The organism is Chitinophaga polysaccharea, from assembly GCF_902150045.1.
GTDB classification, from domain to species: Bacteria; Bacteroidota; Bacteroidia; order Chitinophagales; family Chitinophagaceae; genus Chitinophaga; species Chitinophaga polysaccharea_A.
This window is the reverse complement of the sequence record NZ_CABFVU010000001.1, coordinates 131,251-150,913: the sequence shown is the minus strand read 5'-3', so window position 1 is coordinate 150,913 and position 19,663 is coordinate 131,251. Positions and strand designations below refer to the sequence as shown.

Genomic DNA, 19,663 nt, shown 5'->3' with positions numbered 1-19,663 from the left:
TCATTCTTTCTTTAAAATGTATCATATATTTCCTTATGTTTGGAAGAAAAAGATGCGGCTTCTATTGGCGATCCTGTTAATCGTAACGATAGGGATCAACACATCCACGGCACAAACCACTCCTTTTGTTTTAGGCGAAACACAACAGTTTTTCTCCTCTATACTGAATGAAACCCGTACTTTGAATATATACCTGCCCGATGGGTATACAGCCGCCGCGAACACCCGTTACCCGGTGATATACCTGCTGGATGGATCGGCAAACGAAGACTTTATCCATATTGCCGGTATTATACAGTTCCTTACCATGATCAAACAGCAGCCGCCTGCTATCCTGGTGGGTATTGCCAACTCAGACCGGAAGCATGATTTTACCTTTCCTACTACCGTGAAAAAAGATAAAGATGATTTTCCTACTACGGGTGGTTCGGAAAAGTTCATCCGCTTCCTGGATAAGGAGCTGAAACCATATGTACAACAGCATTTCCATACCAACGATACCAGTACGCTTATAGGGCAATCGCTCGGTGGATTGCTGGCTTCTGAAATAGTGCTTAAGCAGCCAGCCATGTTTAACAACTATGTGATTGTTAGTCCCAGCCTTTGGTGGGACCAGGAATCCTTGCTGAAACAGGCGGGGAAATTATTGGCAGCTTCACCGGCTGTGCATGTCAGTGTATTCGTTACCGTAGGAAAGGAAGGAGAGAAAATGGAAGCGCCTGCACGGCAGCTGGGCGGGCTGCTGAAAGATAAGCCCGGCATGTATGTTAACTTTGAGCCGTTACCGGAGGAAACACATCTTACCATTTTGCATAACGCAGTGTATAAGGCATTACAATGGCTGAATGGCGTGAAGTAGCCTATGCATAAATTATCTGGCAGTTATTACAGAAAAAGCTTCTCCGGTTCGTTTTCCCGAGGTAGGCTTTAATAAGCGGGATGTTACAACGCGGGCATATCTTTTTCGTATGTGCGAGCCAGTGTTTTTTCAGTACAAATGCTTTTTTCCATTCGAGGAAGTCGTAGCTGTACTGTACGGCTTCATGTACCAGTTCTTTCCGCTTTTTCAGCGGCAGCTTTCCCACCAGGCTTTGCGGGTGTACGCGTATGCGGAACAGTACTTCGTTCTTAATAATATTTCCTACACCGGCAAAAATATCCTGGTTCAACAGGGCATCGCAAACCAATGTGCCCGGGATTTTTTTAAGTTTAGCCATTGCTTTTGAAGCATCCCAGTTTTCATTCAGTACATCGGCGCTCCAGTCGTACACCTCATCCAGGGGCTCTTCTATGACCCTTATGGAAGAAGTGTAGAAGTTCAGTTCCCCGTTGGCGAACTGCAGATGCAAACGGGCAGGCATATCTTTGGCCTCATTGACCCGGTAGGTGCCAAACATCAGGAAGTGAATGCGTACCGAAAAACCAGGGAAGCAGATAAGGAAATGTTTGCCCCAGCTTTTGAAGCCGGTAACCTTTTTCCCGGTTATCCGGCTGAAATCAATTGTTTTTGAGTTGCCCGAGGCGCTGATCACCTTTTTCCCGGCAAAGCGGGCCACTTCTTCTTTCAGTATTACTATCGAAGGTCCTTCTGGCATAAAATTGATGTAAATTTATCTATAGGTAACCTCACTAAATTATGTGCCGTATATATGTCGCAGTTAAGTTTTTTTGATGACAACGAAAGCCTGCGTTTCCCGGAGAAGCTCCTGGAATACTATCCTCATTTCCTGGAGGCGGGCCCTGCGCTGGCATTAATGAATGAACTGATTGCCACGGCGCCCTGGAAGCAAACCACGCTTACCATCAAGGACAAGGTACTGCTTACGCCACGGCTCACGGCCTGGTTCGGGGATGCAAAAAGAAGTTACCACCTGTCGGAGAAACAGATCAATCCACATCCCTGGACGCCTGTGCTGAGTGCGTTAAGGGAAAAGGTGGAAGCCTTTACCCACATGAACTTCAACAGTGTGTTGCTGAACTACTACCGCGATGGGAACGATTCGGTGGCCTGGCACAGTGATAATGAAAAGGAGCTGGGACAACATCCCAGTATCGCTTCCCTGAGCCTGGGGCAGGCGAGGAGCTTTGACTTCAGGAATAAAAAAGATCATCAGCAGAAGTATTCCCTCAGGTTGGGTAATGGCTCCTTACTGATTATGAAAGGGGATCTGCAGCATCACTGGGAGCACCGTATCCCTAAATCTGCCAGGCCCCTGCAACCCCGGCTCAATCTTACCTTCCGGATCATTTATTAGGCGCTGTTATTACACAGTTGAGGAATAATGTCGCACCCGCTCACGTCATCTTGTTACAAATCCCTACTTTCGCAGTATGTTAAACACCTGTTTTATGAAACTATATACGGCAGTAGCATTACCGTTATTCTTCCTGACCCTGCATCCCGGAGATGTACACAGCACCGGTAAAGCCGGTACGGAAATGACAGCTCCAAAGCCCAAACCACGGATCTCTTTTGGCAATGGCATTGATCTTATTGTAAAAGGACTTGGTTTGAACATCGACAATGTCCGTTTTATTAAAGCCCCCAAAGCCACTGACTATTTTAAAAAGGCGAACGATAAAGCCCCTTATGCGCCTTCCCTGATTATTGCGGCACTTAATGGGGTGGAGTCGCTGCGCGATGTAGATCCCGCATCACCGGCTACACGGGAACAATTTGCTATCGCCTTGTACGAAGCCATCCAATCCACAGGCGAGTATCCTGTGAATATGATGTTCATCAATATCAAAGATGAAAGCTCATTCGTAAGCGGAGGAATGAATGCGGTGCAAACGCTGATCAAGTTTAAAGTGGTGGCCCTGGAAAACGGCAACTATCGTCCAAAAGCCTATATTACCAAAGCGGAAGCTGCAAAAATGGTAGAGAATGCAACCGCGTTTATACAGGCGCATAAAAGCGCTGCGGCAGAACACAGCGGCAAAGGGCCGGTGAGCTTTGCTTCCACACCGGTGAATGATAAGGTGAACAGTATTGTGATCACGGCAGAAAATCAGCCTACCTCCGGTTACACGCTTAAAGTAACCCGTATTGTTTTCACGGAAGCAAATGAAGCAGAGATCCATTATAAGCTTACTCCGCCGTCTTCCGGCAGTATGAACCTGCAGGTGATCACATCGCCAACGGCAGAAACGTATGTGCCTGCCGGTTATACGGTAGTGTTGAAGGAGGACTGATAAACATATCATAAAAAGAAGAGGCTGTATCATAAATAACTTTTACCCGATTTTACTCGGGTACCGGGTGGAGAAAATTTTCGTATATGCGATTCTCACGCCCATTAAGTTAGTTATGATACAGCCTCTTCTTTTTATCATTAATTTTTATTCAGATGCTGTCCTTACCTATCACGGTCCAGTCTTCATTCCCGTGTCCCTTTTGGATCCACCGGTCCATTTCAGCTGCGATAGCTGGCAATACGGCGAGTGGTACATTGCTTTTATTCGCTGCATCTATAAACAGCTGGGTGTCTTTCCTTGCCATGCTCAGCTCCCAGGAAGGGTTGCTGTAGTTGCCGGAAGTCATACGTTGTAAACGGGCAGGTAATGCACCACCCGGGTTCCATGAGCTGAACAGGGAGCTTACATCGCTCAGCGGGATCTCCAGCGCCTTGGCAAGCGACAGGGTATCTGCCAGTCCGGCGGTGAGCCCTACCAGGAAGCTGTTCCCAATGAGTTTCATGCCTGCTGCCTTACCGGTGATATCGCCAAAATTGATCACCTTTCCGGTCATTTTTGAGAGGGCGGGCTCCCAGGTATTGATCACTGCCTGATCGCCGGAAACCAGCATATAGCCACTGCCGTCAAGCGCATTTGCAGGCCCCATGAACACGGGAGCGTGCAGGTAGGTAAAACCACGTTCTTTCCACTCTTTCGTTCTGGCCACTGCGCCATCGGCGGAAGTAGTGGTGTGATCAATGATCACAGCACCGGGTGTAAGCCCGGCTGCTGCTACCGCCAGTACTTCATTTACCGTATGATCATCTTTTAGGGTAAGATGAATACGGCTGGCGCCTTTTACAGCGGCGGCTGCATCAGGGAATACCTTAGCGCCGTATGCCTCCAGGGCTGCGGCTTTTGAAGCGGTACGGTTCCATACCTGTACTTGTTCACCTTTACTGATCAACGCCCTTACGAAATTTGACCCCAGGAGGCCCATGCCTAAGAATGCTATCATAACCTTTTTTTTCCGAAGATAGGAAAAAGTTAACGGCATATAATGAATGGGTTGAAGGTATCAGAAGCTGTTAATTTCCCCGCAGGATCGCTTCTTTCAACACTTCTTCATGCTCATCCGCCCATTCTCCCAATACCTTTATTACGGGTATAAGAGAGGCGCCCAGTGTTGTAAGACTATATTCTACTTTCGGCGGCGCCTGTGCGAACACCACCTTTGATACCAGTCCATGTTTTTCCATTTCATTGAGCTGGATATTTAACACACGGCGGGTGGCATCAGGTATTTGCCGCTGTAGTTCGCTGGGGCGTTTATGCCCTTTATGGATGAAATACAACAGGCGTATTTTCCACTTGCCGTAGAGCACTTCCCCTACAAGATCAAGACCGCAATTCAGCGTAACAGGGAGCTTTTTTACATACATGGATCAAAAGTACTTTATTGTTCTTAAACAAGCCATAGGGATAAATTTAACCCTATGTGAATCGTTTTTCCGTTATTGCCCGCCATGGATAATTGAGAGAATTTTGCTGAAAACAATAACAGATGGAAGAAAGATTAAGTTTTGACAACGAACTATCAGGTAAAACAGCGTTGGTAACAGGCGGAACAAAAGGAGCAGGAAAAGCCATTGCAGTACGGCTGGCCAGGGCCGGGGCCAGGGTGATCATCACTGCCAGAACAAAACCGGCAGATACAGATCCTGCATTTCATTTTATAGGAGCGGATCTCAGTACGGCGGAAGGTATTGCTTCGGTAGCCAACGAAGTTGGGGAACAATACGGGGGAGCAGATATACTGGTGAATAACCTGGGTGGTTCTGAAACCCCCGGTGGTGGCTTTTCGGTGTTGACAGATCATCACTGGGAAACCACTTTACAAACCAATCTGCTGGCGCCGGTGCGGCTGGACCGGCTTCTTTTGCCTTACATGCTGGCCAAAGGCGCCGGTGTTATTATTCATATCGCTTCCATTCAGGGTACCATGCCGCTCTACGATTCCACGCTGCCCTATGCTGCAGCAAAGGCCGCACTGATCAATTACAGCAAGGGCCTGTCCAACGAAGTGGCGCCAAAAGGAGTGAGGGTGCTTACCGTTTCTCCAGGCTTTATTCAAACCTCCGCTGCCGATAAAATGATCCGGGAAATGGCCGATCGTGCAGGCAACAGCTTTAACGATGCCTTGCAGCAGCTTATGCAATTCCTTGGTGGTATTCCTATGGGCCGCCCGGCAAAACCGGAAGAAGTAGCTGAACTTGTGGGCTTCCTCGTATCGCCGCGTGCAGGGTATTTAAGTGGTACGGAGTATATTATTGATGGAGGGACTATCCCCACGATATAACATCATATATACTATACCCTTCAAAAAATCAGGAGGCTGTATCATAAATAACTTTTACCCGATTTTACTCGGGTACCGGGTGGAGAAAATTTTCGTATTTGCGATTCTCACACCCATTAAGTTAGTTATGATACAGCCCCCAAAATCCATTTCTTAAAATTCTCAAAAAATCCCCAAAAAACAAATCAGCCAAATCATCATAATCCCGGGTCAGGCAAAACCCGCTCAGGTCCGCGCTTTCTCAAATCCCCCGCTTTCTGTACCTGTACGGGTTTGCAGCAGGATGACGAACGGCGCTGTGCGCGGTGCATTCCCTACTTGTATAAAATATTCATTCTTTCCAATCAGTTCAGGCGTAAGCTCCGCGGAAGGTTGCGCAAGGGGAGAAACTTTCAGGAGCGCCGTGCGTAGCGGCAGTTTCACCCGCAGGTTGCCGGATACCGGTACATTGCATACCACCATGAAAACGCTGTCTGTATCGGCTTTACGGATATAATATCCCCAGTCCTGTTTATCAAAACCTGCGTAGCCGCCTTCATAGATGGCAGTGCCGTTTACTTTCATCCAGTTGCCTGTTTCCTGCATGCGTTGGGTTTCTTCGCTGCGGAAAGTGCCATCGGGTTTGGGGCCAAAATTGATCACGAAGTTGCCGCCGAGAGAGGTGGACCTGGCCAGCATTTCTATCAGCTCGTTCGATGATTTGATGTGGCCTGTCCATTTTGCAGAGTATCCCCACTGGTTTTCGGGGATGGTCATTACACCTTCCCAGTCGTTGCCGTGTATGTCTGCATATTTCTCCGGCAGTTTACGTTCCCAGCCCTGTTCATAGTCGCCCATCAGGTGATTGTTGGAATCAAAATGCCGGGCGCCTTTTTCATCGGCGCGCAGGCGGCTGCCGATGATGAGCCCAGGGTGGAGCTGTTGCAGGTATTGTTCAAGCTCATCAGAGAAGGCGCCGTCGTTTTTCCAGGAGTCGTCCCAGGTGCCGTCGAACCAGAAGCCTTTTACGGTAGGGTATTGGGTCAGTAATTCCCGCAGCTGGTTCTTCACAAATATTTTAAACCGTCCGTAAGCGAGGCTGTCGGCCGGCGTTTTAAGTGAGGTGCGCCAGTCGGGGTGATTCCAGTCGATGATAGAAAAGTACAGGTATACATCAATGCCTTTCCTATTATATGCCTCCACCATTGGGCCGATGATATCCTTTTTGTAAGGTGACGCAGCAATGGTGTAACGGGTGTATTTACTGGGCCAGAGACAAAATCCATCATGGTGTTTGGTAGTGATGATCATATACTTTGCGCCCATATCTTTTGCATATTGTGCCCATTGTTCCGGGTGATAGTTCACCGGGTTAAACTGTTTGTACAGGTTATCGTAATCGGCGTGGGGCATTTCTTTCCACGAGCGGATCCATTCTGCAGCGCCGTTGTATGTTTTCCCATTCCATTCTCCGCCGGGGATGGCATATAATCCCCAGTGGATGAACTGGCCAAGCCGGAGGGAACGCCACCGGGCCATAGCGGCATCGGTCCTGTTGCCGCTGCGGTGCGCGCCGTGCTGCAGTGCAATAGTGTCTTTCTCCTGGGCGCTGCTATATAATTGGGCGATCAGCAGAGCGGCAGCTATACAGTATCTTTTCATTGTTTCGTTTTTAATGGGTCCAGGTAATGGTGTCAGTATATACTTTGCCGTTAGATGTACCTGAAGCGGTCAGGATATTTATGCCTGGCTTCAGTTGAAGATCATCAAAAATAAAGTCTTTGTTATTGACGCCTTTATGTCCGGAAATGGGAGCGCTGTTGTTCAATGTAAGCGTCACTTTTTCCAGGTTGCTGAACACTTCTGCGTGTACCCGTTGGGGTTGGCGTGTTTTATTCCGCCGGTCAGCAATATAGATCATGGGCTCGGGGTTCCAGTTAGCCTTGTACCAGTAGAAGGCGTCTTTTTTTTGTTTACGGTCGTAGGTGATGAGCCCTTTCAGGTTACGTGCATTCACACCGCCGCGGTTCCACATGGGTACTGCAAATTCAAACATATTCCAGAGATAGGATGCTGCAATGTATGGATGCTTTTCTATCACAGCCCATTGTTGTACATGTGTGGCAGTTTGATAGGTTTCCGGGAAAAACTGGCCGTTCACGGGGTCAAAGCTGGTACTGATGCTATCGGTATGCTGATTGATGTTGCCATCTGCGCCATATTCTGTGAGCATCAGTTTATAATCGGGGTAGTTTTTCTCCAGGCCGGATACCCACTTTTCAATATCGCCGATGCTGCCTTCATACCAGCCAAAGTATCGGTTCATACCTTGTATATCGGTGGCAAGGTTGGCAGGGCGGTTCATTTCGCCGTAGCCACTTACAGCAACCGTATACCTGCGGGGATCTTCAGTTTTGGCCAGATCGTTCAACTGCCGCGTGAGCACTGCTACATGTTCGTCCGGTGTTTGGGAATATACTTCATTGTGCATGCCCCATACATAAATGGAAGGGTGGTTGAAGTTTTGACGGATCAGTTCAGTGAGTTGCTGCCGCGCATTTTCGCTTTCCTTACCGGAGAAGTTATTCACAAAGGGAATCTCCGCCCAGACAACGAAACCGATACTGTCGCACAGCGAATACAGATACCCGGATTGCTGGTAGTGCGCAAACCTGATAGTAGTGGCGCCTATTTCGCGGATCAGGTCCAGATCGGCCTTATGCTGCGCGTTGGTAAGCGCGTTACCGCAGTCCTGCCATTCCTGGTGACGGGTAACGCCGTGCATTGCATATGGTTGCCCGTTAAGGAAAAAGCCTTTACCAGCCACTATTTCAAAACGCCGTAATCCCAGCGGCTGTGTTACCGCATCGATAATGCGCCCATTGCTGATCAGGGAAGTGGTAAGGGAATAGAGATACGGATCCTTCAAGCCGTTCCACAGGTGCGGGCCGGTTACCGGTAATTCCTGGTGGATGATATTGATACCCTGTGGGCTCAGATTCACTTCTTTAACGGTAATGGATACACGTTTTCCCTGCCTGTTGCGGATCACCGTTTGTACCTGTACGTTAGTATGGTGTGCCTGTTTATTTTCAATTTTTGTAGTAATGCCCACCATTGCTTTCTCATTGCTCACATGATCCTGTGTAATGTAGATACCGGGAGAGGCATAATCGGTGGTGGTAATGTTAATATCGTTGGTGATCAGCAAATTTACCGGCCGGTAAATTCCCCCGAAAATACCAAACAGGAAATTGTTGATGGGTAATACATCTTCCCGCGCCTTGTTATTGGCTTTCACCACAATAGTATTTTCTTCACCGTACTTTACGGAATGTGTTATTTCAAAACAGAAGGCGGCATATGAGCCTTTGTGCTCGCCAATGAAGCGGTTGTTCACATATAGCTGTGCTATGGAGCCTACGCCATCGAAGCGGAGGAACAGTCTTTTTCCATTCAGGTTAGCGGTTATGTGAAAGGTTTTTTGATAGCAGGCTTCTCCTGCATAGAAGTTTTTTCCTTCCTGCATGTCTTTGTTGTTCCAGGTATGTGGAATAGTAACATTTGTCCATGCAGTGTCTGCCTGGTGGACATCCGCTACCAGTGGTCCTTTCCTGAAGATCCATCCATCATTGAATGGAATTATCTGTCGTCCTTCCTGTGCGTACCCCTGTAGAAACAGGAGTACGTTCAGGAAAGCTATGATATAAAATTTATTCATCTGCCGGATTATTTCGTGTAGCCTGTATTCTGTGTCAGCACTGCATCCTTATTCACATCAATTTCAGATTGAGGGATGGGCAGGTGAATATTAAAATCGCTGATGGTCGGCGCTACTTTTGGATTATATTTCCTTACGCGGGCCACCAGTGTTTTGGTTCTTACCAGCGTGAGCCTGCGAAGTTCTTCCGCGGTGAGCTCACGGGCCCTTTCATCGAGAAGATAGTCAAGGGTTACATCGCCTGCCAGTACTTCTTTGGCATGGGCGCGGCGGCGGATCACGTTAATGCTGGCGGCGGCATCGCCGGTGCGGCCCTGTTGGAGCTGCGCTTCGGCAAGCAGGAGATAAGTTTCACCGAGGCGCATCTGGATACGGTCTTTGTACGACTGTGCACCTTGCAGGTCCTGCGGCTGGAACTCATACCATTTGGTGGTATGTGCATAAATATTCTGTATGGTATCAAACCCGGTAACAATTACCGGCTGGCCGTATTTAGGGGAAGCCGGATCGTTGTAGTAGTAGTTGCGGCGGATATTGTACGGGGAATTGCGCATATCATCTTTGTCGTACAGCTCATAGGTCCACCAGTTGGTGGGCCTGATCCGGCCTATACCGCGGCCGCCTAATGAATCGCATATTTTCATGCCGGCCACATTTACATAGAAAGGGCCCCATTCCCGCCTGCGCTGATCAAAATCCGATCCGCCGCCGGTTACATTATAGTTCTGTTCAATCACCCAGATGGCTTCCGTGTTGCCCTGGCTGCGGCGCATGTTGCCATAGGTGAACATATCTGCAAATGGATCGCCGGGTTGGGTGGCCTTTGCGCCATAGCGGGCGGTGATCAGGGAAAAGAATTTACTGTCGATGATCCTTTTGGCTGCGGCTTCAGCTTCGGCAGGCCTGTTGGCGCGCAGTAATGCTTCTGCCAGCAGCTGCGATGCTGCAAATTTGTTGATCCTTCCCTGTTTGATCACTTTGGAAGGATCGGGCAGGTTCGCTTCTGCAAAGGTAAGGTCGGCGATTATCTGGCTCACCACATCGGCTTCTTTCGCACGTGTGTAATCGGTGCGTGGTACGCTCACCGGGGCAATGATCAGTGGTACATCTCCAAAAAGTATAGATAGATGATTGTAAGCATAAGCGCGGAAAAAACAGGCCTCTGCTTTGTATAACTTCCTTTGCTCATCAGTGAGCTGTACCTTCGGATTATCTGTTGCTGCGATGATCGTATTGGCGCTGTTGATCAGCTTATACCCCCAGTTCCAGATGGTGCTTAAGGAACCGGTTTGGGAATTGAGGTTCTGGTAATTTTCATAGGGCGCCTGCACAGTGTTGGGCTGACCGGTAATGGCCATGTCGGTGCCTACGTAAAAGGTGGCCAGCAGTCCCTGCGTGTTGCCGTAATCGTTGCGCATGATGCTGAGCATACCGGTACTGGCGGCTTCAAAGCCCAGCTGGTCTACCAGTGTGTTATCCGGTGCATAGCTGGATTTCAGTTCCTCATCCAGGAAGCTTTTACTACAGGATGATGCCGCCATGAGCGACATACCTGCCAGCACAAATCTGTATATATATTTTGCGTGTTTCATTGTTATCTCTTTTAAATTATAAACTGATATTTACGCCCATGATCACGGTGGTATTCAGCGGATAGAAGTCGGAGCTCTGTTGCCCTGCGCCCTGCCCGTTGTTCAGGCGTGTGGTACTGGAGGTAATGGACGAAGGGGATGTTTCGGGGTCATATCCCTGCCATTTGGTAAACGTGGCCAGGTTCCTTCCGCTCAGGTATACAGTAAGATTGGAGATCTTGTACCGTTGTAAAGCAGTTTTATCGAAGTTATAGCTGAGCGTTATATCTTTTATACGGATAAAAGAAGCATCCTGCGCATATTTATAACCTTTAGGATTTGTATAGAACAGTGCCGGATTGGTGTTGATCTTATTTTCGGAGGTCCAGTAGGGGATTTCCGCGGGTAAGTTGATGATGCCTGCCTGGTCGCGGTTATCCAGGATATTATTAGGACGGAGCGAACCGTGAACATCCTGTATAAAAATATTCAGGACAAAATTTTTATAGGTAAAAGTGTTGGTCAGGCCTGCAATATATTTCGGTAATTGTGTGCCGAGATAGGAGCGGTCTGCTGCATCTATCTTACCACTGTTATCGATGTCCGCAAATTTAATATACCCGGGTTTGGCGCCTGGGTCTATTTTGGCATCTTCACCTTCCTGCCAGATGCCGGTCATGGTATAATCGTAAATGCCCAGCATGGGTTTTCCTATGAACAGGTTGTTCCCGATATCGTCTTTGTTGTCGCCATAGAGCGCTACTACTTTATTTTTATTAAAGGAGATGTTGAAACCGGTATTCCATGCGAAGTTACCTGATTGGATATTGCGGCTGTTCAACATTAGTTCCAGGCCTTTATTGGCGGTTTCGCCGATGTTGTCGTAAACGGAGGTATACCCGTTGATGGAAGGGATTTTCCTGCTTAACAGGAGGTCTGATGTGCGGGTGGTATATCCTTCTATGCTGCCACTGAGGCGGCTGTTCCAGAGGGCGAAGTCGATGCCTATGTTTAAGCCCGCGGTGGTTTCCCATTTCAGGCGGCTGTTGCCAAGTGTGTCGGGGATCACACCGATGGAGGTAACGCCGTCGTAAATATAGTTAACGGTGCTGAGCCTGGAGAGGGTACGGTAAGCGCCCACGGCCTGGTTGCCCGATTTGCCATAGGAGGCGCGCAGCTTCAGCTGGTTGATCACAGGAATACCCGACATGAACTTCTCATTGTGGATATTCCATCCGGCGGCAACAGAGGGGAATACCGCGTATTTATTATTTGCTCCAAACCCTGAGTAGCCGTCGCGGCGTACGGTGGCGGTGAGCAGGTAGCGGCTGTCGTAGTTGTAATTAATACGGAACATCTGCGACAACAATGTGGTGGCGCCGTAGCTGGTAGTGGTTTTCTGCACCTGCGCGGCTTTCATGTTATTGAAGTCCAGGTTGTCGTTGATAAAAGTATTGGCTTCCAGTTCGGAAAAGAATTGTTCTTCCTTTTGCGCGCTGTAAAGACCGGTAAAGTCCAGCGAGTGCTTGTTCCGGGTAAGGGAATAAGTAAGCAGGTTTTCCACGATCCACTGTTTGTTTTCCGAATTGGTAACGTCGGCGCTTCCTTTAAGATCGCCCATTTTGCGGCCGGAGTAGTCGCCTGTACGGGATGGACGGAATGCGTAGGAAGCGTTCATCCTGTATTTAAGCCCTTTTACGAAACCGGGAGCTATTTCCGCATAGCCGGCGGCCGTAATATTTTTGCTGCGGTTGAGTCCCGGGTTGTACAGGTTGATCAGCGGGCTCATGTACAAGGTTTGGGGAGCGATGGGATAAACTTCATAATCGCCGGCTGCATTGTATAGAGAGCCATAAGGGCTGAGGGCATTGGCATCGAACAGCGTTACTTTACCGCCGTCCTGGTTGTTGTTTACGAGGAACAGGTTAACGCCTGTTTTCAGCCAGGAGGTTACGTTTGCATCCAGGTTGGCCCTGATGCTGGAACGGTTGTACTGGAAGCCTTTCAGGTTTCCCTGTTCTTTAAGGTATGTTCCGGAGATATAGTATTTCACATGATCCGTTCCCCCGGAAATGCTCAGTTCATGACTATGTATATAACCCTGCTGGGCGATCTCTTTGAGCCAGTCGGTTTCCGGCATCCCGTTGGCAAAGTTCGTTTGTTCCGTAAGGTATGGAAGATCCGGTGCATCGGGGCGTCCTGCCTGTATATTATACCAGTGGTTTTTTGTACGGTATTGTTCCCCGTTCATTTGTTTTACGGTATTGCTCTGGTATTCCGGGCCGGCATAGCCGTTGTAGGAAATCAGGGGTTTACCTGTTTTACCTTTCCGGGTAGTGATCATGATCACGCCATTAGCGCCCCTGGCGCCATAGATAGCTGATGCCGATACGTCTTTCAGGATATCGACAGACTCGATGTCGTTTGGATTAATATCATTGTAGCTGCCGCTGAAAGGGATTCCGTCCAGTACAATGAGCGGGGCATTGCTGGCGTTGATGGATTTCAGGCCGCGGAGATAGAAGGCCGGGGAGCTGCCCGGCTTGCTGCTGTTGCTTACAATATTAACACCGGCCGTGGTTCCCTGAATCGATTGCAAAACATTGGTTACGGGCAGATTTTTCAGCCGTTCTTTGGGCACGGAAGCAACCGAGCCGGTAACGTCGCTTCGCTTCTGGGTGCCATAGCCTACTACCACTACTTCGGTTTGCTGTTCTATGGAAGCTTTCAGTATTATATTGAAGGTGCCGCTGCCGGTTATGCTGATTTCCTGCGGGGTCATGCCCAGGTAGGAGAACTGCAACACTACAGGGCCTTCTTTGGTAATATGAAGTGAGTAGCTCCCATCGGAGGCGGTGCTTACACCCTGGGCGCTTCCTTTTACCCTTACGGAAACACCGGGTAAAGGATTGCCTGCTTCGTCGGTTACTTTGCCCTTTACATCGGTATCCGGGGCGGAAAGGCTGTTGTTTTCCTTAACGGTTGCCGGTTTTGGTGAGATGAAGATGGATTTATTTTCTATGACATATTTCAGCGGCTGGTCTTTCAGCATAAGGTCCAGGAATTCCCGGACAGAAACGTTTTCTACTTTCATGGTTACCGGATTTGCTTTCTCCAGCACATCTTTGCTGGCTACTACATTGTAGCCGGATTGTATACGGATAACGGAGAATATTTTTTCCACGCGCACATTTTTCCCCGACCAGGTGATCAGTTGTGCATACCCGGTGGCAGTCACATTTAGAAAAGCGGTGGTAAGCAATAAAAACGTCAGTTTCATAACTAACAGCATTTTGGTTGGGAACCAGTTCCTGGTATGCGCTTTCGCGGATTTCTGCGCATAGGGGAACCAGTTACAAAGAGCATTTTTTTGCATAGCTTTGTAGTGATTTGGCTTGTAAAATGATAGATGTACGGAATTACTCAACTGTTTTGCATAGCTGTAATCGTTTACCGGGGGCGGGTCCAATCACCTCCGGTTTTTTATTGCCAGCTAACTTCATTGGCTGATTGCTGGTATTCTGGTTCACTGTTTTTCTATAACTTTTTTCTATATTGATAATTAATTAGCGGTTTATTTTTCTATAATTAAGGTCTTGTTTTCCAGGCGGAAGTGTATGCCGGATTCCCGGAGGAAGTTCAGCACGCTTGAAAGATTTACATCGCTGCCTGTTTCTCCTACGAATGTGATATCAGGCGGAGTAGTTTCATATACTACTTCTATGTCGTACCAGCGCGCAATCATGTTGATAACAGCGGTCAGATTTTTATCCTGGAAACTCAGGATATCATTTTTCCATGCAATGATGGACAGCGTATCCACCTGGTTGTTGAGTGTGATAACGCCGGATTTTTTATTGATATCCAGTTGTTGCCCGGGTTTCAGCAAACTGCTTTGCCGGTTTATATTTACTTTCACTGCACCACCCAGCAGGGTAGTACTGATATTGTTTTCGTCGGGGTATGCATGGATATTGAACTGAGTGCCCAGTACCTGAACGCTGGCTCCTTTACTGAGTTGTACGATGAATGGCTGGTTCTTGTTGGGAGCTACTTCAAAGTAGGCTTCACCTGTTAAAGTTACAGTGCGGTTGTTACCGGTAAAGGCAGTAGGGTAGCTGATAGCACTGGCTGCATTGAGCCAAACGCCTGTGCCGTCGGGGAGGCGCAGCCTGAATTTCCGGCCGCGTGGTGTGGTCATGGTATTCTGGCTTACTGTACCGGAGCTAGCTGCGTCGTAGCTAAGCTGGCCGTTGTTGAGCGTTACGCGTGTGCCCTGCTGGGTGGTTACAATGCCATTGCCCAGGCTGTCCAGCACTACTTGGCTGCCATCGGCCAGGGTAAGTACCGCACCGTTCCTGCCTGGCTTCACATCGTTTGCAGAAACGATGGTAACAGGCATTTTACGGGATTGCCCCTTCCACGCAAAATACCCTGCGGTGCCTATAAATAACGTGATGGCTGCTGCGGCAGCATACCGGATTACCATGCGGCGCATACTTTTTACCGGGATATGCTCCTGTTGCAGGATACTATTCACCTGCTTTTCATATACTGTGGGATCATAGGCCGGGTCGGCCGTAGCGGCTGCATGCAGCTCGCTGATCATGGCTGTCCACTCTGCCTCATCGGTGCCGGTACGCAGGGCTGCAAACAACTCTTCGGCTTCCGCCGCGGTGGCAGACCCGTTGTAGTAGCGCTCTAATAAAAACCTGTAGTATTCTTTTGCTTCCACTGTGCACCCTTCTTTTGCTGATAGACGCAGAAATTTATCTGTCGTACTATGTCTCTTAAAAAAAAATTAAAAAAACTTCGACAGAAGTATGATCAAGAGGATAGGAAGTCGTGTACCGGTACGTTTTTCCAGGTACTCCCGGATAAATCTTCGGGCGGTTACCAGCTGGTTCTTTACCGTATTTTCGGAGATATCCAGTGCATCGGCTATTTCTTTGCGTGATTTGCCTTCCTGGGTATTCAAAATAAACACTTCCCTGCGGGAGGCAGGTAGTTGTTCGATGGCATGTTTGATCAACGCCTGCAATTCTTTTGCATAAATGCCTTCCGGCACATCGGCATCACCCGGCATATCGTCGGCAATGTTGTCCTGCCGGTGTTTTTCCCTGGCTTGTTTCCTGAGTGCGGACAAGGAGTAGTTGGCGGCCAGGGTATACATCCATCCCCCGGGATTTTCAATACTTTCCAGGGTATGACGCATCATCCATACTTTCAGGAATACCTCCTGTAATACTTCTTCCGCAACCGTCCCTGATTTCAGCAGCTTCTTTACAGATCCCGCCAGTACTGCATTGTAACGGTGGTATAATAAACGGAAAGCTGCTTCATCTCCACTGGCAATTCTGGAAAAAAGTATCCTGTCCTCAGATAAATTCACAGCGTGATCCGGATTTTGTGGCAAAAAATGATAGCTATTGCCAATATTATACTATTTAAGGATTTCCTGCAAGGGCTTTCTTGTTTGTGCCTGTTTTTTGTTCCGGGGAAACTATAAATTTACAGCATGAGCAATCACCCCGTTTTTACAGAAATGGCTTCGGCAGCTATACATGCAGCCCAGTCTAATATGGCCGAAAATGCCCACCTGGTGCCGGTTTTCGCTACCTCCACCTTTACATTCGAGAATGCGCAGCAGGGCATGGACCGCTTTAAAGGTACGGCTTCCGGCTATATTTATTCCCGCTTTGGTAATCCAACCGTATCGGTGGCTGAAGAGCTGATCGCTTCTCTCGAAGCCTTCGGCATCACCGCTGCCAACGGCCAGCCTTTACAGCTGAAGGCAATACTGCATGCCAGCGGGCAGGCGGCTATGACCAGCATGTTCCTTTCCAACGTAGCAGCAGGGGATACCATTGTAACGCATTATTCGCTTTACGGCGGTACCCACGAATTTCTGTTCGACTTCCTGCCGCAATTCGGTGTAAAGGCGTTGATAGCTGATCTTCACGATACAATTGCCGTCGCATTCCTGCTTCAGCAGGACCCTTCCATAAAAATGATCCATATAGAATCGCCTGCCAACCCATCCATGCGCTGTGTGGATATCGCTGCTATCTGTGAAATAGCCGGAAGGCATGGCGTGAAAGTAAGTGTGGACAATACCTTTGCCACACCCTATCTGCAGCAACCGTTCCGGTACGGCGCTGATTTTGTTTTTCATTCCACTACAAAGTTCCTGAATGGTCATGGTACCGCTATCGGCGGTGTGCTCATCGGAAAAGATATTGCCTTTATGCAAACAAAGGTGAACAGGACTGCGAAGTTGCTGGGTGGTTGCGCCAACCCATTTGATACTTTCCTGCTGATCCAGGGCGTTAAAACGCTGGAGCTGCGCATGAAGCAGCATTGCAGCAACGCGCAAACGGTAGCTGAATTCCTGCATGCACATCCCGCAGTGGCAAAAGTGAATTATAACGGGCTGCCTTCTCACCCCGACTATACCCTGTCTGCCAATCAAATGCGTTATCCCGGCGCGGTAATGAGTTTTGAACTGAAAGAAGGCTTTGATGCGGCTGTACATTTCATTGACCGGTTGCAGATGTGCCTGCGTGCCGTATCACTTGGTACGTTGGATACGCTGGTATCTCATCCTGCTTCCATGACGCATTCCGGCATGAAAAAAGAAGACCGGGAGAAAGCGGGGATCTCTGATGGATTGATCAGGATGAGCGTGGGATTGGAGAGCGTGGTGGATATTGTAGCAGACCTGAAGCAGGCGCTGGAAGGAGGGAGATGAAAAAAAACTGCGGTGTAGCCATGGCTACACCTCCAGCACCATCGACAATAAATACACCAACCCTACGGATACCAGTCCCATTACCACTGTACCTGTACTGTATACCCGCAGCATATCTTTTATTTCCAGCCCCGAAAATTTAGAGATCACCCAGAAATAAGCATCGTTGGTATGTGAAATCATCATAGATCCTGCGCCCATAGCCAATACGCAGAGGATCCGGCCATTGGCGGAGTCAAAGCCCATAACAGGCAGCAGTGGTTGTAAAATGGCGGCAGCGGCAATCACTGCTACAGTAGATGAACCCTGCGCAGTTTTCAGCAGTGCCGTAACCAGGAAGGGCAGCAGTAATCCCAACGCGGCAACAGAATGGTTCTGCGCAATGTGGCTGCCAATATCCGCTTTAGCCAGGATGGCGCCAAAAGCGCCGCCACCGCCAATGATCACCAGTATGCCCGCCGCTTTTTCAGCGCCTTCCTGCAATATGGTGCTCATATTGCTTTTCAGCTGGGTTAATGCCAGCAGGATGCCCGTACCTATCGCCACTTCGGGGATGCCCAGGATAGAAATAGTCCTGAATACAGGATTGGGATGTGGTATTTCCAGTCCGCTCAGGGAACGGATAGCAATCAGTATAACGGGTACGGCTATAGGTAATACCGACATAAGCACAGAAGGGCCTTGCTGTATTTCGGCTGCCGCTTCCTCAGTGCCGCTAACGTTAACGGCTACCCGTCGCCCTGCAAACACAGACCAGCAATACCCTGCGGCTGATGCAGGAATGGCAATGAGCAAGCCGTACAGCATCACCCTGCCAGTTTCTGCATGCAGCGTACCTGTGGCGGCGGTAATGCCGGGGTGCGGCGGCATCAGGCAATGCACGGCATACAGCCCTGTAGCCAGTGATGATGCCATCACGATCATGGAGATGCCGGAACGTTTGGCCAGCGCTTTGTTTAACCCGCTTAACACAATAAATCCCGAGTCGCAGAATATGGGCATGCCTACCAGGTAACCGATGATATTCATCGCCAGCGCAGAGCGGCCGGTACCGGTACGGCGCAGTACATAATTAGCCAGCACAGTGGTACTGCCGGTATGTTCCAGGATGAGCCCCAGCGTGGTGCCAAGGATGATGAGCAGTCCGAGTGAGCCTATAATATTACCCATACCGCTTTTAATACTGCCAAGGATATCTGTTACGGGCAACTGTAAAATAATGCCGGTAAGTATACTGGCCAGCAGCAATGCAAAAAAAGCATGTACCCTGAAACGCGCCGTGAGCAATATGATGAGGGCAATGCCGGCCAGCAGCCCGGATATGCTTTGTATCAAAGGAATCGTATTCATATCTCTCCAAGATAAAATTATAAACGCAATGCTGCTATCGCTTTTTAGTCAACCGGGCAGGAGCGTTATAACATTAACGCATATATGTTTTTGTAAATATCAGAGATTATTTATGCAACAGCTTGATAATAGCTATTTTACATACCTTTGCATCTTAATACAGCGGATATGAAAAAAATGTTATTGACCTCCCGTTATTGCCTGGTGGCAATAGTGACCATTGTTTTAATGGCTTCCTGCGCATCTTCCCGGAAAACCAGCAGCCAGCATGCTTATATGACAAAGCAGTATGAAGAGCTAAAGAACACCCTGAACGATGCGGAAGTAAGCATTATTAAAGACAGCCTGAAAGTTATCTTCCCCAACAACGTATTGTTTTCCTCTTCCTCCGACCAGGTGAACGAGAGTGCAAAGCCTACCTTCAGGCATTTTGCAGATGTACTCAACAGGTATAATAAGACAAAGATCCTCATTACCGGTCATACCGATAACACAGGGGCAGCTGAGTACAATCGTGATTTATCCGAGCGCCGTGCAACAGGCGCAAAACAATTGCTGAATAGTTTTGAAGTGAGTAACGACCGTATGTTTACCTGGGGCCTTTCAGACCGTGATCCTATTGCCTCCAATAGTACGGAAGAGGGAAGGGCAAAGAACAGGAGAGTGGAGTTTGTGATCCTGTATGATGTGAAGAATTGATTTTTTTGTAAGATATATTGGCCGCTTCCGGGGTTACCGGGAGCGGCTTTTTTGTT

The 19,663-nt window shown here is 48.6% G+C and carries 16 protein-coding genes; 6 read left to right on the top strand and 10 right to left on the bottom strand.

Going from position 1 to position 19,663, the window contains the following annotated elements; genetic code table 11:
• Nucleotides 1-52: 52 nt before the first annotated feature.
• Entirely contained in the window at nucleotides 53-859 is an 807-nt protein-coding gene (locus FN124_RS00670; RefSeq protein WP_142682872.1) for an alpha/beta hydrolase, read from the top strand.
• A gap of 1 nt (nucleotide 860) precedes the next feature.
• Here the strand turns inward: FN124_RS00670 and FN124_RS00665 are convergent, their stop codons facing one another.
• A complete protein-coding gene (locus tag FN124_RS00665) occupies nucleotides 861-1,595 on the bottom strand; it encodes a DNA-formamidopyrimidine glycosylase family protein (RefSeq protein WP_142682871.1) in 735 nt (244 codons plus the stop codon).
• A gap of 54 nt (nucleotides 1,596-1,649) precedes the next feature.
• Here FN124_RS00665 and FN124_RS00660 point away from each other — a divergent pair, with 54 nt between their 5' ends.
• Entirely contained in the window at nucleotides 1,650-2,255 is a 606-nt protein-coding gene (locus FN124_RS00660) for an alpha-ketoglutarate-dependent dioxygenase AlkB family protein (protein WP_142682870.1), read from the top strand.
• 94 nt (nucleotides 2,256-2,349) lie between these two features.
• Complete coding sequence (locus FN124_RS00655; RefSeq protein ID WP_185937039.1) at nucleotides 2,350-3,195, top strand: protease complex subunit PrcB family protein; 846 nt, start codon at nucleotides 2,350-2,352, stop codon at nucleotides 3,193-3,195.
• Between the two features lie 151 nt (nucleotides 3,196-3,346).
• Here the strand turns inward: FN124_RS00655 and FN124_RS00650 are convergent, their stop codons facing one another.
• Both FN124_RS00650 and FN124_RS00645 read right to left on the bottom strand, forming a co-directional pair.
• Nucleotides 3,347-4,195, bottom strand: coding sequence for an NAD(P)-dependent oxidoreductase (locus FN124_RS00650; RefSeq protein WP_142682868.1), 849 nt, complete (start codon nucleotides 4,193-4,195; stop codon nucleotides 3,347-3,349).
• Nucleotides 4,196-4,265: 70 nt separating this feature from the next.
• Nucleotides 4,266-4,619, bottom strand: a complete 354-nt coding sequence (locus FN124_RS00645; protein WP_142682867.1) for a winged helix-turn-helix transcriptional regulator — start codon at nucleotides 4,617-4,619, stop codon at nucleotides 4,266-4,268.
• 122 nt (nucleotides 4,620-4,741) lie between these two features.
• Here FN124_RS00645 and FN124_RS00640 point away from each other — a divergent pair, with 122 nt between their 5' ends.
• Nucleotides 4,742-5,536, top strand: a complete 795-nt coding sequence (locus tag FN124_RS00640) for an SDR family oxidoreductase (RefSeq protein WP_142682866.1) — start codon at nucleotides 4,742-4,744, stop codon at nucleotides 5,534-5,536.
• Nucleotides 5,537-5,761: 225 nt separating this feature from the next.
• Here the strand turns inward: FN124_RS00640 and FN124_RS00635 are convergent, their stop codons facing one another.
• The 6 genes from FN124_RS00635 to FN124_RS00610 all read right to left on the bottom strand — a co-directional run bounded on the left by FN124_RS00635 (nucleotide 5,762) and on the right by FN124_RS00610 (nucleotide 16,199).
• Nucleotides 5,762-7,177, bottom strand: coding sequence for an alpha-L-fucosidase (locus FN124_RS00635; protein WP_142682865.1), 1,416 nt, complete (start codon nucleotides 7,175-7,177; stop codon nucleotides 5,762-5,764).
• 10 nt (nucleotides 7,178-7,187) lie between these two features.
• Nucleotides 7,188-9,236 carry a glycoside hydrolase family 2 protein gene (locus FN124_RS00630; protein WP_142682864.1) on the bottom strand — a complete coding sequence of 683 codons (2,049 nt, stop codon included), beginning with the start codon at nucleotides 9,234-9,236 and terminating at the stop codon, nucleotides 7,188-7,190.
• Nucleotides 9,237-9,244: 8 nt separating this feature from the next.
• Nucleotides 9,245-10,828, bottom strand: coding sequence for a RagB/SusD family nutrient uptake outer membrane protein (locus FN124_RS00625; protein ID WP_142682863.1), 1,584 nt, complete (start codon nucleotides 10,826-10,828; stop codon nucleotides 9,245-9,247).
• A gap of 16 nt (nucleotides 10,829-10,844) precedes the next feature.
• Nucleotides 10,845-14,087, bottom strand: coding sequence for a TonB-dependent receptor (locus tag FN124_RS00620; protein WP_185937038.1), 3,243 nt, complete (start codon nucleotides 14,085-14,087; stop codon nucleotides 10,845-10,847).
• A gap of 294 nt (nucleotides 14,088-14,381) precedes the next feature.
• On the bottom strand, nucleotides 14,382-15,542 hold the full coding sequence (locus FN124_RS00615) for a FecR family protein (protein WP_142682861.1): 1,161 nt from the start codon (nucleotides 15,540-15,542) through the stop codon (nucleotides 14,382-14,384).
• 66 nt (nucleotides 15,543-15,608) lie between these two features.
• On the bottom strand, nucleotides 15,609-16,199 hold the full coding sequence (locus FN124_RS00610) for an RNA polymerase sigma factor (protein WP_185937037.1): 591 nt from the start codon (nucleotides 16,197-16,199) through the stop codon (nucleotides 15,609-15,611).
• Nucleotides 16,200-16,325: 126 nt separating this feature from the next.
• Here FN124_RS00610 and FN124_RS00605 point away from each other — a divergent pair, with 126 nt between their 5' ends.
• Nucleotides 16,326-17,558: a trans-sulfuration enzyme family protein gene (locus FN124_RS00605; RefSeq protein WP_142682859.1), complete on the top strand. Its 1,233-nt coding sequence runs from the start codon at nucleotides 16,326-16,328 to the stop codon at nucleotides 17,556-17,558.
• A gap of 24 nt (nucleotides 17,559-17,582) precedes the next feature.
• Here FN124_RS00605 and FN124_RS00600 read toward each other — a convergent pair whose 3' ends face one another.
• The gene (locus tag FN124_RS00600; protein ID WP_142682858.1) at nucleotides 17,583-18,908 is read right to left on the bottom strand and encodes a GntP family permease; all 1,326 of its coding nucleotides are present in this window, start codon (nucleotides 18,906-18,908) and stop codon (nucleotides 17,583-17,585) included.
• 168 nt (nucleotides 18,909-19,076) lie between these two features.
• Between FN124_RS00600 and FN124_RS00595 the strand changes: the two genes are divergently transcribed.
• The gene (locus FN124_RS00595; RefSeq protein ID WP_142682857.1) at nucleotides 19,077-19,607 is read left to right on the top strand and encodes an OmpA family protein; all 531 of its coding nucleotides are present in this window, start codon (nucleotides 19,077-19,079) and stop codon (nucleotides 19,605-19,607) included.
• Nucleotides 19,608-19,663 lie beyond the last annotated feature (56 nt).

Excerpts from the sequence above, each read along its gene's own strand:
- FN124_RS00665 (WP_142682871.1), bottom strand. The coding sequence starts at position 1,595 with ATGCCAGAAGGACCTTCGATAGTAATACTGAAAGAAGAAGTGGCCCGC.
- FN124_RS00620 (WP_185937038.1), bottom strand. The coding sequence starts at position 14,087 with ATGAAACTGACGTTTTTATTGCTTACCACCGCTTTTCTAAATGTGACT.
- FN124_RS00605 (WP_142682859.1), top strand. The coding sequence starts at position 16,326 with ATGAGCAATCACCCCGTTTTTACAGAAATGGCTTCGGCAGCTATACAT.
- FN124_RS00630 (WP_142682864.1), bottom strand. The coding sequence starts at position 9,236 with ATGAATAAATTTTATATCATAGCTTTCCTGAACGTACTCCTGTTTCTA.
- FN124_RS00595 (WP_142682857.1), top strand. The coding sequence starts at position 19,077 with ATGAAAAAAATGTTATTGACCTCCCGTTATTGCCTGGTGGCAATAGTG.
- FN124_RS00650 (WP_142682868.1), bottom strand. The coding sequence starts at position 4,195 with ATGATAGCATTCTTAGGCATGGGCCTCCTGGGGTCAAATTTCGTAAGG.
- FN124_RS00645 (WP_142682867.1), bottom strand. The coding sequence starts at position 4,619 with ATGTATGTAAAAAAGCTCCCTGTTACGCTGAATTGCGGTCTTGATCTT.
- FN124_RS00660 (WP_142682870.1), top strand. The coding sequence starts at position 1,650 with ATGTCGCAGTTAAGTTTTTTTGATGACAACGAAAGCCTGCGTTTCCCG.
- FN124_RS00625 (WP_142682863.1), bottom strand. The coding sequence starts at position 10,828 with ATGAAACACGCAAAATATATATACAGATTTGTGCTGGCAGGTATGTCG.
- FN124_RS00600 (WP_142682858.1), bottom strand. The coding sequence starts at position 18,908 with ATGAATACGATTCCTTTGATACAAAGCATATCCGGGCTGCTGGCCGGC.
- FN124_RS00655 (WP_185937039.1), top strand. The coding sequence starts at position 2,350 with ATGAAACTATATACGGCAGTAGCATTACCGTTATTCTTCCTGACCCTG.
- FN124_RS00640 (WP_142682866.1), top strand. The coding sequence starts at position 4,742 with ATGGAAGAAAGATTAAGTTTTGACAACGAACTATCAGGTAAAACAGCG.
- FN124_RS00670 (WP_142682872.1), top strand. The coding sequence starts at position 53 with ATGCGGCTTCTATTGGCGATCCTGTTAATCGTAACGATAGGGATCAAC.
- FN124_RS00635 (WP_142682865.1), bottom strand. The coding sequence starts at position 7,177 with ATGAAAAGATACTGTATAGCTGCCGCTCTGCTGATCGCCCAATTATAT.